Origin of the sequence: Micromonospora sp. WMMD961, from assembly GCF_029626145.1 — a bacterium.
GTDB lineage: Bacteria > Actinomycetota > Actinomycetes > Mycobacteriales > Micromonosporaceae > Micromonospora.
Map to the genome: position 1 here is coordinate 3,280,243 of NZ_JARUBJ010000002.1, position 15,369 is coordinate 3,295,611.

A 15,369-nucleotide genomic window follows, 5' to 3' on the forward strand; every position below is an offset into this window, starting at 1 on the left:
CCTGGCCGGGGCGGGCAGACCCCGGTCGCCACCCCGGGCCCGGTTCGCCCGATCGACGTGAGCAGGCCGAGTCGATGCGCGTGCTGCATGTGAACAAGTTCCTCTACCGCCGTGGCGGCGCGGAGGGTTACCTGCTCGACCTCGCGGATCTGCAGCGGGCGGCGGGGGACACGGTCGCCTACTTCGGCATGAGCCATCCGGAGAACGAGTCGCCGCTGCCGTACGCGCGGTGGTTTCCGACCGAAGTGGAGCTGGAGCCGGCGCCGAGCGGGCTACGGCCACGCGCGATGGCCGCCGGCCGGATGCTGTGGTCACCGACGAGCCGCCGAGGGCTGGCCCGGGTCATCGACGACTTTCGGCCGGACGTGCTGCACCTGCACAACATCTACCACCAGCTCTCCCCGTCGGTGCTCGCCGCCGCCCGGTCGGCCGGTGTGCCGTGCGTGCTGACCCTGCACGACTACAAGCTCGCCTGCCCGAGCTACCAACTGCTGGACCGGGGCCGTCCCTGCCAGGCCTGCGTCACCGGTGGCCCGATGCGGGCGGCCCGTCGCCGCTGCAAGGACGGATCGTTGTCGCGCAGCGGCCTGCTCGCGGTCGAGTCCTGGTTGCACCGACAGTTCGACGCGTACGACCCGGTGCAGGTCTTCGTCAGCCCGAGCGAGTTCCTGGCCGACGTGATGCGCCGCGCCGGCGTGTACCCGGACCGGCTGCGGGTGGTGAACCACTTCGTCGACCTGAGCGGCATCGCCGCCAAGGAGACGGCCGGCGGCGGTGTCGTCTTCGCCGGCCGGCTGGCCGCGGAGAAGGGTGTCGACGTGTTGGTCGAGGCGGTCGCCGCACTGCCGGACGGGGTCACTGTGGACATCGCCGGGGACGGTCCGGCGCGAGCCGACCTGGAGGCGCTCGCCGCGCGCCGGGCGCCTGGCCGGATCCGCTTCCACGGCCGCCTGGACAAGCCACGCCTGCACGAGCTGATCCGGTCGGCGGCGGTGGTCGCCGTCCCCTCACGGTGGCACGAGAACCAGCCCATGGCGGTGCTGGAGGCGTTCGCCTGCGGTGTCCCGGTGGTCGCCACCGACCTCGGTGGGCTCCCCGAACTGGTCGACCCCACGGTGGACGGCAGCATCGTCGGGGCGGACCGACCCACGGACCTCGCCGACGCGCTGAACGTGCTGCTGGCCGACCCCGAACGGGCGTACCGGATGGGGCAGGCCGGACGGGCGAAGGTCGCCCGACAGTTCGCCCCCGACCGGCACCTGGCCCGGATCCGCGCGCTCTACGCGGAGGCCGCCGAGGCGCTGCCGGCGCGGCGGACCGGCCGGGCGGCGGCCGGTGGGGGAGCGGCCCGGTGAACCCGATCCGGGTGCTCTACCTCGCCGGCAGCGGTCGCAGCGGCAGCACGCTGATCACCAACGTCCTGGGGCAGGTGCCGGGCTTCTTCGCCGCTGGGGAGCTGCGCTACCTGTGGCGGCGCGGCATCCTGGAGAACCGGCTCTGCGGCTGCGGGTCGCCACTGGCCGACTGTCCGCTCTGGACGCGCGTCCGCGCCGACCTGGCCGGGGCCGACCCGGCCGGGATCGCCGCCCGGTTGGCCGGGCGGCTGCGGCTGCGCGGGCTGCCCGCACTGCTGCGCCGCCAGCGCCGGGGGCAGCCGCCGGTCGCGGGGCATGCCGACGACACCCACCTGGCCCGGCTGTACGCCTCGATCGCCGAAAACGCCCTCGCCGACCGGCCCGGCGGGGTCATCGTCGACTCCTCGAAGCTGCCTCCGTACGGCGCTCTGCTCGGTGCCCTGCCCGGCATCGACCTGTACGTCCTGCACGTGGTGCGGGACCCGCGGGCGGCCGCGTATTCCTGGCGTCGGCGGCGCCCGTTGGACGGGCGTGCCGACGACCGGTTGATGAGCCGACCACCGGTCTGGAAAGCCGCCCTGCTCTGGCTGGTCTGGAACACCGCCACCGTACGACTGTGGGGCCGTAGGCCGCTGGACGGCCGCTACCTGCGGGTGCGGTACGAGGACTTCGTCGCCGACCCGGCCGGCACCACCGCACGGATCGTCCGGTTCGTCGGCGCGACAGCGGACGACCTGCCCTTCCCGACCCCGGACACGGTGCGACTGGCACCCACCCACTCGGTGGCCGGCAATCCGTCGCGGCACCGGACCGGCCTGGTCCCCGTGGTCGCCGACACCGAGTGGCTGACCGGTCTCTCCACCCGCGCGTACGCGGTGGTGACCGGGCTGACCGGGCTGGCCCTGTCCCGGTTCGGCTACCCGCTGCGCCGCCGGACGGCCACACCTCCCGCCGGCACGTCCCGTCCGGACCCCGTCCTTCCCTCGTCACCCGCTACCCGGCAGGAAGGCTGAACGATGCTCTCACTGGTGGTGGGCACCGGTCGCTGCGGCTCGACCCTGGTCCAGGAACTGCTCTCCCGGCATCCCGAGGTCGGCTTCGTCTCCGGCCTGGACGACAAGCTCGCCCGGCTGAACCTCAAGGGCCGGTTCAACGGGCCGCTCTACCGGCGGTCGGCGCCGCGCCCGGCGGGGATGACCTCGCTGCGACACAGCCGACGGTTGCTGGAGCGGGGCCGGCTGCGGGTGGCGCCGTCGGAGGCGTACCACCTACTCGACCGGCAGGTGCTCGGCGGCTTCTCCCGCCCGTGCCGGGACCTGGTCGCCGAGGACCTGACGCCGTTCGTGGCCCGGCGGCTGCGCGCGTTCTTCGACGAGCGGATCGCCCGGCAGGGATGCCGGCAGCTGGTGCAGCACGTCACCGGGTGGCCGCGGACCGGCCTGTTGCACGCCGGGTACCCGGACCTGCGGGTCGTCAACGTGGTGCGCGACGGCCGGGCGGTGGCCAACTCCTGGCTCCAGATGGGCTGGTGGGACGGCTGGCGGGGTCCGGACAACTGGATCTACGGCCCGCTCCCGTCGGACCTGCGGGAGGAGTGGTTCGAGTCGGGGAGGTCCTTCCAGGTGCTCGCCGCGCTGGGCTGGAAGATGCTGATGGAGGCGTTCGCGCAGGCCCGGCTGCGTCACCCCGCCGACCAGTGGCTCGACGTGCGCTACGAGGACCTGGTCGAGCGCCCCCGTGAGCAGGTCGGCCGGATGCTCGGCTTCCTCGGGCTGCCCTGGTCCACCGCCTTCGAGAAGGGCTTCTCCCGGTACGACTTCACAGTGGGCCGGGCCGAGGCGTACCGAGACGAACTCAGCCCGGCACAGCTCGCCGCGATCGAACGGGTGCTGGAGAAGCCGCTGGCCGAGTGGGGGTACCCGGTCTAGGCGTGCATGGCCGTCGAGTAGACGAACGTGCGGGACGTGGCGAGCCGCCTTGCCGGCGTGTGTTGCCCCGCCCACCAGGCGGCCCTGCTGGACGTCACCACGCGGCAGGCGGCCGAAGCGGCCACCGTCTGGTCGGTCGCGGCGACCCAGCTCGACCAGATCAACGTCGACGCCGGCCACGGCCACCAGCACGTGTTCCTGGACACAGACCCCCCCGCAGGGGCCGTCACTCCGGACGGCGCCGCCGAGGGCACCGGCGGCTGAGGACCGTTACGGCACGTCTGTCGGGTTTGCCGACGGCGGTGGCCTGCCCCACCGGTTCGACGGCCACGGCGTGATCTTGGGGCGCCTCGCCGGATCGGGTACGGTCGCTAATCGCAAAGTCTATGAACCAGATTGGCTTTCTCTGCGATGGAAGCCGAACCGGAGGGACACAGCCGTGAGGTTCCCAAGCGCCGTGCGTCAGGCCGGTCTCGTCGTGGCGATCGCCGCCCTCGCGGTGACCGCCGGGTGCGCCAAGAAGGACGACAGCGAGGTCCAGGCGAGCGGGGTCAAGCTGGTCACGGCCGGCAAGCTGACCGTCTGCACGCACCTGCCGTACCCGCCGTTCCAGTCGAAGGACGCCAGCGGCAAGGTCAGCGGCTTCGACGTCGAGATCATGGACCTGGTGGCCAAGGAGTTGGGTGTCGAGCAGACCATCGTCGACACCCCGTTCGAGGGGATCAAGTCGGGTCAGGACCTGAACACCGGCAAGTGCGACGCCGCCGCCGCCGGCATGACGATCACCGACGAGCGCAAGAAGGTGCTGGACTTCTCCGACCCGTACTTCGACGCCACCCAGGCGTTGCTGACGAAGACCGGCAAGGCGTACAAGTCGCTCGACGACCTCAAGGGCAAGAAGCTCGGCGTCCAGGCGGCTACCACGGGTCGTGACTACGCCAAGAAGTTCGAGACGGAGAAGGGCCTGCAACTCGTCGAGTTCGAGGACCTCGCCGCCCTCCAGCAGGCCCTCGCCAACGGCCAGGTCGAGGCCGCCGTCAACGACCTGCCGGTCTGGACCGAGTACCTGAAGAAGAACCCGGGCGGGTTCGAGGTGACCGCCGAGTTCGACACCGGCGAGCAGTACGGCTTCCCCGTGAAGAAGGACGCCAACCCGGAGCTGCTCAAGAAGATCAACGAGGTGCTGGCCAAGGCCAAGCAGGACGGCACGTACGACACGATCTACGAGAAGTGGATCGGCAAGCGGCCGAGCGCCTGATCGCACGCGTAGTGCCGCAGGGCGCGCGTCCCGCGCGCCCTCCGTGTCGGTGACTCCGGGAAGGCAACGAGCCAACGTGAAGCTGCGACGCCGCCAGCGGGAGCGGCTGTCCCTCGGGATCCAGTACCTGGTCTTCATCGCCGTCATCGCCGCGGTGGCCTTCGCCGCGGACTGGGGCCGGTTGGCCGACGCGTTCTTCCGCGTCGACATCATCACGTCGATGTTCCCGACGATCATCACCGTCGCGCTGCGCAACACCGTCCTCTACACGCTGGGCGCGTTCGCCTTCGGCCTGGTGTTCGGCACCGTCCTCGCGCTGATGAGGCTGTCCCGGGTGGCGCCGTACCGCTGGGTGGCGACCGCGTACATCGAGCTGTTCCGGGGTCTGCCCGCGCTGCTGGTGCTCTTCCTCGTCGGCTACGGCATCCCGATCGCCTTCCCGGAGCGGGAGATCCCGGGTGGCGTGTTCGGTTCCATCGCGATCGGCCTCGGGTTGACCGCCGCGGCCTACATGGCCGAGACGATCCGCGCCGGCATCCAGGCCGTCCCCAAGGGGCAGATGGAGGCGGCGCGCACCCTCGGCATGTCCCACTTCACCGCGATGCGCACGATCGTCATCCCGCAGGCGTTCCGGATCGTCATCCCGCCGCTGACCAACGAGCTCATCCTGCTCACCAAGGACTCGTCGCTGGCCTACGTGCTGGGCGTGACGGCGCAGACCATCGAGATCACCAAGTTCGGTCGGGACATGCTCAACGACCGGGTGAACGCCACCCCGCTCCTGGTGGCCGGCCTCGCCTACCTGGTCATCACCCTGCCGCTGTCGCAGGTGGTCCGTCGCCTCGAACTCCGCTACGCCAAGGCTCGGTGACCCGCATGACGACCACGCCGTCCCGCCCCGCCGTCGAGATCCGCGACCTGCACAAGTCCTTCGGGACGCTCGAGGTGCTCAAGGGCATCGACTTCGAGGTCGGCCAGGGCGAGGTGGTCTGCGTCATCGGCCCGTCCGGGTCCGGCAAGTCGACGCTGCTGCGCTGCGTCGACCTGTTGGAGGAGCCGACGGCTGGCCGGATCTGGGTGAACGGGGTCGAGATGACCGATCCGGACGTCGAGATCGACGCGGCACGCCGCAGCATCGGCATGGTCTTCCAGTCGTTCAACCTGTTTCCGCACCTGACCGTGTTGAAGAACCTCACCGTCGCCCAGCGTCGCGTGCTGCGGCGCGGCCGCGCCGAGGCCGAGCGGGTCGCTCGGCTCAACCTGGAACGGGTCGGGCTGACCGACAAGGCCGACGCGTTCCCGGCGCAACTCTCCGGCGGGCAGCAGCAGCGGGCCGCGATCGCCCGGTCGTTGTCGATGGAGCCGAAGCTGATGCTCTTCGACGAGCCGACCTCCGCGCTCGACCCGGAGCTGGTCGGGGACGTGCTCACCGTCATGCGCAAGCTGGCCGAGGACGGCATGACGATGATGGTGGTGACGCACGAGATGGCGTTCGCCCGCGACGTCGCCGACCGGGTCGTCTTCATGGACGGTGGGGTGGTGGTCGAGCAGGGGCCGCCGCAGGAGGTGCTCGGCGCCCCGAAGCACGAACGGACCCGCGCGTTCCTCTCCCGGGTCCTCGACCCGACCCGGGTCGCCCAGCTCGGTCCGACCGACGAGTCACCCGAGCCGCCGGAAACCCCCGCCCTGCCGGCCGACGACCGCCACAACCTCTGACGACAGCTCCCGTACGTCCTCTTCGCCGGGTTGCCTCATCGATGGCAGCCCGGCGTCGAACTGTGCGTGTCAGCTTCATGTCAATCGACTGTCGTCGTGATGTCAAGGTAATCTTCTTGCAATCAGACCTGTACTTTCGTCGATGGATTACATAAGTTGCTGTCATCCACCGAAAGTTCTGAGTCTTCCGAGCCAAGTTCGCGACGAGCCTCACCCTCAGTCGTGCTACCGCCCCCGTGCTCGGGTCGATGCACCCTGCCCTCGTCGCGTCTTCGCCCGGTTGGGAACGGAGACCCATGGACGATCACGCTGGTGGCCCTCACCGCCACCTGTCCCGCAGATCGCTGATCGCCAGCGGAGCGCTCGCCGCCGGAGCGCTGGGCGCGTCCGCCCCGGCGATCGGCGCCGCGTTCGGCGGCAGCCCCGCCCGGGCTGCCGCCGGCGTCACCAAGAAGATCACCATCTACGCCGAGCAGTTGCCGGGCAACCTGTTCGGCTACGGCCTGGCGCCCGGCCAGGCCACCGTCCCCGGGCCGGTCCTGGAGATGTACGAGGGTGACACCCTGGAGATCACCCTGGTCAACACCACCAGCCAGCGGCTGTCCATCCATCCGCACGGGGTGGACTACAGCACCGAGTCCGACGGCAGCCCGTTCAACGACTCGTTCAACAACCCGGGTGAGACGCGGACGTACGTCTGGCGCTCGCACGAGATGGTGGCCGCCTCGGGCCGGCGGTACATGCCGGGCAGCGCCGGCTACTGGCACTACCACGATCACGCGATGGGCACCGACCACGGCACCGCCGGTGTCGCCAAGGGCCTGTACGGGGCGCTGATCGTCCGCCGGCGCGGCGACATCCTGCCGTCGAAGCAGTTCACCGCGGTGTTCCACGACATGATGATCAACAACAGGATGGCCCCGGCGACCCCGATGTTCGAGGCGAACCTGGGCGAGCGCGTCGAGTGGATCGCCATCGGGCACGGCAACCTGTTCCACACCTTCCACCTGCACGCCCACCGCTGGGCGGACAACCGCACCGGAATGCTGGAGGGGCCGAGCGACCCCAGCCTGGTGGTCGACAACAAGGACCTCAACCCGGGCAGCTCGTTCGGCTTCCAGGTGCTGGCCGGAGAGGGCGTCGGACCCGGGGCGTGGATGTACCACTGCCACGTGCAGACGCACTCCGACGGCGGCATGGCCGGGATCTTCCTGGTGCGCAACGCCGACGGCAGCATGCCACCGGGCGCCGAAGAGGCGATCCACCGGTTCCAGGGCCACACCCACACGCACGGAAGCTGACCGAAAGTGGGGACGGGGATGACCAGGACGATACGACGAACCCTCGCCGCGGTAGCGGCCTTCGCGACACTGATTCCCGCGACGACGGCAGCAGCCGCGCCGCGACCGGCAGCCGCCCCGCAGGCGGCGCAACCACAGAGGACAGCGGTCCTCGTGTTCCACGGGCCGGTGGCCGAGCAACAGGACCCGGTGTCCCGCGCGGTGGACACCATCAAGCAGCTTGGTGCCGGTCATGACATCGATGTCACGGCCACCACGGACCTCGGCGTGTTCACCGCGGCCGGGCTGTCCGCGTACCGCAGCGTGGTCTTCCTCTCCGCGACGGGCGCCGCGCTCAACCGCGACCAGGAGTCGGCGCTGCAGAGCTACATGAAGGCCGGCGGCGGCTTCGTCGGCATCGCCGACGCCGCCCGCGCCCAGGTCGACTCGACCTGGTTCACCGGCCTGATCGGCACCCGCCCGGCCGGCGCCATCCCGGTCGCCGAGCCGGTGGCCCGGGTGACCGCCAGCGGCGAGAACGCGCCGAACGAGACCAAGGAGAAGCTGACCGACGGCGACGCCAACACCAAGTGGCTGGTCCGCACCCCGACCGGTTGGGTGGCCTACGAGCTGGCCGCCGCCAAGCGGGTGACCGGGTACGCGTTGACGTCGGCGAACGACTCCTCCGGCCGCGACCCGAAGGACTGGACCCTGCAGGGCTCCACCGACGGCCAGAGCTGGACCGACCTGGACCGGCGCACCGGCCAGAGCTTCCCCGACCGGTTCCAGACCCGCCGGTTCGACATCGCCACCCCGCAGGAGTTCACCCGCTACCGCCTGAACATCACCGCGAACAGCGGCGAACCGCTGACCCAGTTGGCCGACCTGCGCCTGTTCACCGGCAGCACCACCGCCCCGGAGCCGCCCGCGGTGAACCGCGCGGTGGTCAACATCCTGGACCGCAAACACCCGGCCACGGCGTCGCTGCCGCTGACCATCACCCGCTCCGACCGCTGGGAGAACTGGGACCCGAACCCGATCGGCACCGTGCACACCCTCGCCCAGGTGGAGGAGCGGCACTACAACGCGGGGGCGGCTGCCAACGGCCCGTTCCACCCGATCTCCTGGTGCCGGGACTACGACGGCGGCCGGTCGTTCTACACCGGCATGGGCCACACCGAGGGCAGCTACGGTGAGGAGGCGTTCCGCACCCACCTCACCGGGGCGCTGAACTGGACCACCGGCCGTGTCCGCGGCGACTGCCAGGCCACCATCGCCGCGAACTACAAGGTGGAGCGGCTCACCGCCGCCAACCAGACCGGTCAGCTGGACCAGATCGGCGAACCGCACGGGCTCACCATCGCACCCGACGGCACGGTCTTCTACGTCGGCAAGGCGGCCTGCCCGAGCGGCCCGATCGCGGACTGGAACAACCCGAACGTCGGCAAGGGCTGCGGCACCATCCACTCGTGGGACCCGCGGACCAAGCAGGTCAAGCTGCTCACCACCCTGGAGGTGATGGGCAACCGGGGCAGCGGCTCCGAGCTGGTGAAGAACGAGGAGGGCCTGCTCGGCATCGTGCCCGACCCGGCGTTCGCCGAGAACGGCTGGCTCTACGTCTACTGGATGCCGCACGACTCGGTCGACCGGGTGAAGCGGGTCGGGCAGCGCACCGTCTCCCGGTTCACCTACGACCGGCAGGCGCAGACCGTCGACCAGAGCACCCGCAAGGACCTGCTCCAGTTCCCGGTGCAGATCCACAGCTGCTGCCACGCCGGTGGTGGCATGGCGTTCGACGCCAAGGGCAACCTCTACGTCGGCTCCGGCGACAACAACTCCTCCGAGGGGTCCCAGGGCTACTCCGGCAACAACTGGACCCAGGAGTACGAGGGCATCTCGTTCCAGGACGCCCGCCGCACCTCGGGTAACACCAACGACCTCGCCGGAAAGATCATCCGGATCCACCCGGAGCCGGACGGCACGTACACCATTCCGGAGGGCAACCTGTTCCCGCCGGGCACCGAGAAGACTCGCCCGGAGATCTACGTGATGGGCGTGCGCAACATCGCCCGCCTGCAGATCGACCCGGTGCACCAGTGGCTGACCGCCGGCTGGGTCGGCCCGGACGCCTCGTCGCCCAGCCCCACGCTGGGCCCGGCGAAATACGAGACCGCCACCATCATCACCTCCGCCGGTAACCAGGGCTGGCCGTACTGCATGGGCAACCGGCAGCCGTACCGGGACCGCAGCAGCACCGACGCGACGGTGCTGACCGGTTGGTACGACTGCGACAACCTGAAGAACGAGTCGCCCCGCAACACCGGACTGGTGGACATCCCGGCCGCCCGGGACAACATGATCTGGTACTCGCCGGACGGCGGCGGCCCGGTGTTCCCGACGCGCACCGACGGCAGCGGGCTGCCGACCTACGTCGCGGCCGACGCCACCTACACCCAGCCGTACCTGCGCGGCGGCGGGCAGGCCATCATGTCCGGCCCGACGTACCACCGCAGCCTCGTCGACACCACAAGTGGCGTGGCGTGGCCGGCGCACTGGGACGGCAAGTGGTTCATCGGCGACCAGTCGAACGCGGCCAACCGGGTCGCGGTGACCGTCGACCCGGCCGGCGTGCCGCAGGCCGCCCCACCGGTGTACGCGGAGTCGCTGCGGGCCATCATCCCGGGCGGCAACGGGGACGCACGGCTGCAGAGCTGGATGGACGCCAAGTTCGGCCCGGACGGCGCGCTCTACCTGCTGGACTACGGCGGCGGGTTCTTCAGCCTGCACCCCAACCAGAAGCTGATCCGGATCACCTACACCGGTGGCGCACCCACCCCCGTACCGGCGGCGAACTCGGTCGCCGTGCAGAACAAGCCCCTGACCATCGCCTTCGACGGTGCCCGCTCCGGCGGTGTCAGCCACCGGTGGGAGTTCGGCGACGGTGCCACGTCGACCGAGGCGAACCCGCGGCACACGTACGCCGAGGTCGGCACCTACACCGCGAAGCTGACCGTCACGTACGCCGACGGTGAGACAGCGACGGTGCAGACCGTGGTCACGGTGGGCTGCGCGGTGCCGGACGAGCGGCAGAACGTGTGGCTCGGCGACACCGACACCGGCGTGCCCAGTCGTACGGTCGGGCAGGGCTGCACGGCCAACGACCTGATCGACGACGAGAGCACGTGGGCCGACCACGACGGTTTCGTCCGGCACGTCAAGGCGGTAACCCAGGCGTTGCAGGACGACGACCTGCTCAGCGCCCGGGAGGCCGGCACGCTCACCCGGCTGGCCGCCGCGTCCGAGATCGGGCGGGACGGGCACACCGGGTACGAGCCGCTCTTCGACGGCACCGCCGAGTCGCTGCGCGGTTGGCAGCAGGCGCCGACCGGATCGTTCGCGATCCAGCCGGACGGTTCGCTGCGGCCCAGCGGAGGTCTGGGCATGCTCTGGCACACCAAGGAACTCGGCGACTTCTCGCTGCGGCTCCAGTTCAAGGACATCGCACCGGGCACCGGCCGGGCCAACACCGGCGTCTTCATCCGGTTCCCGGACCTGCGAACCCCCCTGGAGCAGCGCCCAGCGGGCAGTTGCGGCACGATCGGCTCGGCCCGGACCTCGACCGCGTGGATGGCGATCTACTGCGGACACGAGATCCAGATCTACGACGGCGAGACCGGTGAGCCACAGAAGACGGGCTCGGTCTACAACTTCGACCCGGTGCCGCTCGCCCAGGCCGGCGTGACGCCGAAGAACGAGTGGAACGACTACGAGATCCGCGTCGTCGGGCAGCACTACACGATGATCCGCAACGGCGTGGTGATCAACGAATTCGACAACACACCCGGCAAGCAGTCGTCGCGTGCCGGCGACCCGCCGACGGACCTGCGGCAGTTCCTGCGCGGCTTCATCGGTCTGCAGAACCACGGTGACAACGACCTGGCCGAGTTCCGCAACGTCCGCGTCCGGGAACTCTAGGAGAGACGATGCCCCGACGAATAACGGCAGCGCTGGCGGCGCTCCTGCTCACGGTGACCCCGTGGGTGGCGACGCCGGCCTCCGCCGCCCCCCGAGCCGCGGCACAGGTGCTGACCTGGACCGCCGACGGCGACATCACCCGCTACAAGTCCGCGCCCGCCACCGCCGTGGCCGGCGAGACCACGATCATCTGGGAGAACAGCGAGGCCACCGGCAACACCATCGGGATGCCGCACACGCTGACCTTCGACACCAGCACCGAGGGCTACAACCACGACGTCACCCTCAACATCCTGGCCAGCCCGTTCGACGCCAACAACGGCCGCCACCAGGCGACGGTGACCCTCACCCCGGGTCGCTACCGCTACTTCTGCTCGATCCCGGGCCACAGCCAGATGGTCGGCGAGTTGGTGGTCACCGAGGGCGGCGGGGGTGGCGACACCACACCCCCGACGGTGGCCGCCACCGTGGCGGGTGACCAGGATCCCGACGGCAACTACCTCGGCGCGGCCACGGTGACCGTCACGGCCACCGACGCCGACTCCGGAGTGGCGACCGTGGAGTACCAGGTCGACGACACCAGCTTCGCGCCGTACACCGAGCCGGTGCGGGTGACCGCGATCGGCGACCACTCGGTGCAGTTCCGGGCCACCGACCAGGCCGGCAACACCAGCGCCGTCGGATCGGTGTCGTTCCGGATCGTCGAGCCGGGGGAGGAGGACACCACCGCGCCGGTGGTCACGGCCGCGCTGGCCGGCGACCGCGACGACGACGGCAACTTCATCGGTACGGCCACCGCCACCCTGACCGCCACCGACGCCGGATCCGGGGTCGCCACCATCGAGTACTCGTTGGACGGCGCCGCCTTCACCGCGTACACGACTCCGGTCGTGGTGACCGCGGCCGGGATGCACATGCTGCACTACCGGGCCACCGACGTCGCCGGTAACACGTCGGCCGAGCAGATGTCCCACTTCACCGTCGTCGAGCCGCCGGCCGAGGACACCACGCCACCCACCGTCACCGCGACCGTGGCCGGCGAGCGAAACGACGACGGCGCGTACGTCGGCGGTGCGACCGTGACGGTCACGGCCACCGACGCCGACTCGGGCGTGGCAGCCGTGGAGTACGCGCTCGACACCGGCGCGTGGACCGCGTACTCCGCTCCGGTCACCGTTCGCGCCCCCGGAGCACACACGGTGCGCTTCCGGGCGACCGACACCGCCGGGAACACCGCCGCCGAGCAGTCGACGACGTTCACAGTGGTGGCCGACGGCACCGACGCCTGCCCGGACTCCGACACCCGGGCCACTGTGGTCATCGACGGTGACAACACCGGCGTCGGCAACGTCGACACCGGCAACGGCTGCACGATCAACGATCTGATCGACGAACACGCCGACTACCCCGGCCACGCCGCCTTCGTCCGGCACGTCGAGGCGGTCACCCTCGCGTTGGTGACCGGCGGAACGCTCGACCGGCGGCAGCAGGGCGCCATCGTCCGGGCCGCGGCCCGATCGGACGTCGGCGCATGAGTCCTCGAATCTTCTCGACAGGGAGTACCACGATGCCCGGACGTACCGCCGCCAAACTGGCCACCGTGACCGCCGTCGTCGCCGCCTCGGTGCTGACCGTGGCGCCGACCGCCCACGCCGACCTGGTCACCCACTGCATCGGCACCGGCGGTGCGGTGACCGTGCCCAACGACCTGTACGTGCCGGCCGGCGAGTCCTGCGCGCTCACCGGCACCACGATCACCGGCAACGTCACCGTCGCCGCCGGTGGGAACCTGGTGGTGACCGGCGGTCGGATCAGTGGTGAGGTACGCGTCTCCGCAGACGGTTACCTCGACGCCACCGACACCACTGTCGACGGCCAGGTGGTGCTGGCCGCCGGCGGCTACGGCATCTTCCTCTCCGACGCCAGGACGGGCACGGTTACCGTGCGGCCGAAGGGCAGCGCGACCATCGACAGTTTCCTCTTCGCCGAGGAGTCGACGGTCAACGGGAACGTCACAGTAGGTGCCGGTGAGGTCCGGCTCGACCGGGGCACCCAGGTGGAGCGCAACGTCAGCAGCACCGGCACCTACTACACCGACGTGCACGACTCGTTCGTCGACGGCACGCTGTCGGTGCTCAACAGCGCCACCGGCAGTGTGGTGTGCGGCAGCGCGGTGCGCGGCAAGGCCACGTTCGCCGGCAACCTGGGCGGCGTGCAGCTCGGCCCGAACGGTGGGCTGGACAGCTGCGCCTCCGGTGGCTACTGGGGTGCCGACGTCAGCATCACCAGCACCACCGGTGGTGTGACGCTGGACGACAACATCATCGACGGCGGGTTGACGGTGACGGGTAACGACCCGGTCGCCCAGGTGGCCGCCAACAACCGGATCCGTGGCGGCGTGACCGGTGACCAGGCGGCGGCGACCGCCAACCGGGCAGCGCGGATGGCCACTCCGGACCGGGAGGACGCCGGCGACCAGCGGGCCGAGGTTCGTCGTACCTCGGCGGTGCAGGAGGCCACCGAGGCGGGCGCCGCGAAGCTCTAACCCCGGCCTACCCCGTCGATCATGGAGTTGTGGTGCCTGTCTTGGGGGACGATGTCTGCTTCGTCACCCACCACAACTCCATGATCGACAAGGCTAGGGGGCTAGAAGTTGCCGGCCGAGTTGCACTTCACGCCCTGGTCGAGGCAGTTGCGCACCCGTGCGGCGAGCGCCTCGTCCTTCCACGCGTTGAAGAAGTCCGCGTGCATGGAGAACGAGGTGCCGGACGCGAGGGTGATGCCGTCGGTGTTCGCGCTCAGCGGGTACGAGATCACGAAGGACACCGAGGGGACCGGCACCGGGTGGCTCTTCGGACAGGCCCCGGTGTGGTCGCCGTTGGCCATGTGCGCCTTGTGGTCCGGGCTGTCCAGGTGCTTGCCGTCCCAGCAGTCCGGGAAGGTGATCTGCCGGACGATGTGCGCGGTCTTGGCGCAGACCGGGAAGGTCTTGTCCGCGCTGCGGCCGATCTCGCCGCCGATGCCGGCGCACCAGAAGTGGTTGCCCTGCTTGTCCGGGGTGTCGACCTGGTTCTTGGCGTTACCGGTGATCATCCGCAGGCCGAACGGGAAAGGCTGGGTCTTGCTCGGGTCCTTCAGGCGGGATCCGTAGTAGACGGTCACCTCCGTCGGGTCGACGACCTTGCCGTTCTGATACATCGTCGGCACCCAGTAGGCGGACTGGTCGTCCGGCGAGTTGCAGGTGGTCGCCTTGGACGCCCGCAGCGACTCGGCCGTCGAGTTGGCGTCGGTCGACCGGTTTCCCCAGAACGTGTGGTTGTGCGAACCGCCGACCAGCTTGGGCAGCACGATCGGGTCGTCGCTGTTGTGGTGGCTGACCGTGCAGCCGACGTTGAACTCGGGCACCTTGACCGGGTTGCCGGTCACCGGCTTGGGCTTGCGCGCGAAGAACGCCCTCGTCGCGGCGGCCTGCGCGGCGGCGTCGATTTTGATCCAGCCACCGGAGGCGGTGGGCGGGGCGGTGCTGGTCGACGGGGCCGCCGGCTGACCCGGGGCGGACGGGGCGGCCGAGGCGCTCGGCGCGCCCGGCGTGGCCGACGCGTCGCCGGGAACGGGAGCGGTGGGCGTGTCCGGTCCGGACGAGCCGATGCCGGTGTCGCTGGAAGGGCTGGACGCGCCGGGCGTGCCGGGAGCCTCCTTGCATCCGCCGGCGAACGCCACGCTCACCAACAGCAGGGCGGTCACGGAACGGCGAAGCCTGGGGGTGGATCGCATATTGAACAAGAGGGGTCACCTTTCTTCCGACAACGAAGAGTACGAGTCGACCCCCTGCACCATTCCAACTGAGACGATTAAGT

General features: G+C 70.3%; 12 protein-coding genes. 11 read left to right on the plus strand and 1 reads right to left on the minus strand.

From position 1 onward, the window contains the following. Positions 1 to 74 precede the first annotated feature (74 nt). The 11 genes from O7614_RS14780 (at position 75) to O7614_RS14830 (ending at position 14,057) form a co-directional block, all read left to right on the plus strand. Positions 75 to 1,355 carry a glycosyltransferase family 4 protein gene (locus O7614_RS14780; protein WP_278139028.1) on the plus strand — a complete coding sequence of 427 codons (1,281 nt, stop codon included), beginning with the start codon at positions 75 to 77 and terminating at the stop codon, positions 1,353 to 1,355. Next, positions 1,352 to 2,368 (plus strand): sulfotransferase, encoded by a 1,017-nt coding sequence (locus O7614_RS14785; RefSeq protein WP_278139029.1) that lies wholly within the window; start codon positions 1,352 to 1,354, stop codon positions 2,366 to 2,368. Before O7614_RS14780 ends, O7614_RS14785 begins: the two co-directional genes overlap by 4 nt. Positions 2,369 to 2,371: 3 nt before the next feature. Further along, positions 2,372 to 3,283, plus strand: a complete 912-nt coding sequence (locus tag O7614_RS14790; RefSeq protein ID WP_278139030.1) for a sulfotransferase — start codon at positions 2,372 to 2,374, stop codon at positions 3,281 to 3,283. Between the two features lie 36 nt (positions 3,284 to 3,319). Continuing rightward, positions 3,320 to 3,547 (plus strand): hypothetical protein, encoded by a 228-nt coding sequence (locus O7614_RS14795; RefSeq protein ID WP_278139031.1) that lies wholly within the window; start codon positions 3,320 to 3,322, stop codon positions 3,545 to 3,547. Between the two features lie 175 nt (positions 3,548 to 3,722). Beyond that, the gene (locus tag O7614_RS14800; RefSeq protein ID WP_278139032.1) at positions 3,723 to 4,541 is read left to right on the plus strand and encodes a basic amino acid ABC transporter substrate-binding protein; all 819 of its coding nucleotides are present in this window, start codon (positions 3,723 to 3,725) and stop codon (positions 4,539 to 4,541) included. 76 nt (positions 4,542 to 4,617) lie between these two features. Continuing rightward, on the plus strand, positions 4,618 to 5,412 hold the full coding sequence (locus O7614_RS14805; protein WP_278139033.1) for an amino acid ABC transporter permease: 795 nt from the start codon (positions 4,618 to 4,620) through the stop codon (positions 5,410 to 5,412). A gap of 5 nt (positions 5,413 to 5,417) precedes the next feature. Then, positions 5,418 to 6,257 carry an amino acid ABC transporter ATP-binding protein gene (locus O7614_RS14810; RefSeq protein WP_278139034.1) on the plus strand — a complete coding sequence of 280 codons (840 nt, stop codon included), beginning with the start codon at positions 5,418 to 5,420 and terminating at the stop codon, positions 6,255 to 6,257. A 296-nt stretch (positions 6,258 to 6,553) separates the two neighbouring features. Then, on the plus strand, positions 6,554 to 7,558 hold the full coding sequence (locus O7614_RS14815) for a multicopper oxidase domain-containing protein (RefSeq protein WP_278139035.1): 1,005 nt from the start codon (positions 6,554 to 6,556) through the stop codon (positions 7,556 to 7,558). A gap of 153 nt (positions 7,559 to 7,711) precedes the next feature. After that, complete coding sequence (locus tag O7614_RS14820; RefSeq protein WP_278139036.1) at positions 7,712 to 11,512, plus strand: ThuA domain-containing protein; 3,801 nt, start codon at positions 7,712 to 7,714, stop codon at positions 11,510 to 11,512. A gap of 8 nt (positions 11,513 to 11,520) precedes the next feature. Then, a complete protein-coding gene (locus tag O7614_RS14825; RefSeq protein WP_278139037.1) occupies positions 11,521 to 13,047 on the plus strand; it encodes a plastocyanin/azurin family copper-binding protein in 1,527 nt (508 codons plus the stop codon). A gap of 32 nt (positions 13,048 to 13,079) precedes the next feature. Further along, on the plus strand, positions 13,080 to 14,057 hold the full coding sequence (locus tag O7614_RS14830) for a hypothetical protein (RefSeq protein WP_278139038.1): 978 nt from the start codon (positions 13,080 to 13,082) through the stop codon (positions 14,055 to 14,057). Positions 14,058 to 14,158: 101 nt separating this feature from the next. On the opposite strand, the gene O7614_RS14835 is transcribed toward O7614_RS14830, so the two are convergent. Continuing rightward, positions 14,159 to 15,256 carry a DUF1996 domain-containing protein gene (locus O7614_RS14835; protein WP_278139039.1) on the minus strand — a complete coding sequence of 366 codons (1,098 nt, stop codon included), beginning with the start codon at positions 15,254 to 15,256 and terminating at the stop codon, positions 14,159 to 14,161. Positions 15,257 to 15,369 lie beyond the last annotated feature (113 nt).

Coding starts and splice junctions, on each gene's coding strand:
- O7614_RS14815 (WP_278139035.1), top strand. CDS start 6,554: ATGGACGATCACGCTGGTGGCCCTCACCGCCACCTGTCCCGCAGATCG.
- O7614_RS14825 (WP_278139037.1), top strand. CDS start 11,521: ATGCCCCGACGAATAACGGCAGCGCTGGCGGCGCTCCTGCTCACGGTG.
- O7614_RS14810 (WP_278139034.1), top strand. CDS start 5,418: ATGACGACCACGCCGTCCCGCCCCGCCGTCGAGATCCGCGACCTGCAC.
- O7614_RS14780 (WP_278139028.1), top strand. CDS start 75: ATGCGCGTGCTGCATGTGAACAAGTTCCTCTACCGCCGTGGCGGCGCG.
- O7614_RS14830 (WP_278139038.1), top strand. CDS start 13,080: ATGCCCGGACGTACCGCCGCCAAACTGGCCACCGTGACCGCCGTCGTC.
- O7614_RS14790 (WP_278139030.1), top strand. CDS start 2,372: ATGCTCTCACTGGTGGTGGGCACCGGTCGCTGCGGCTCGACCCTGGTC.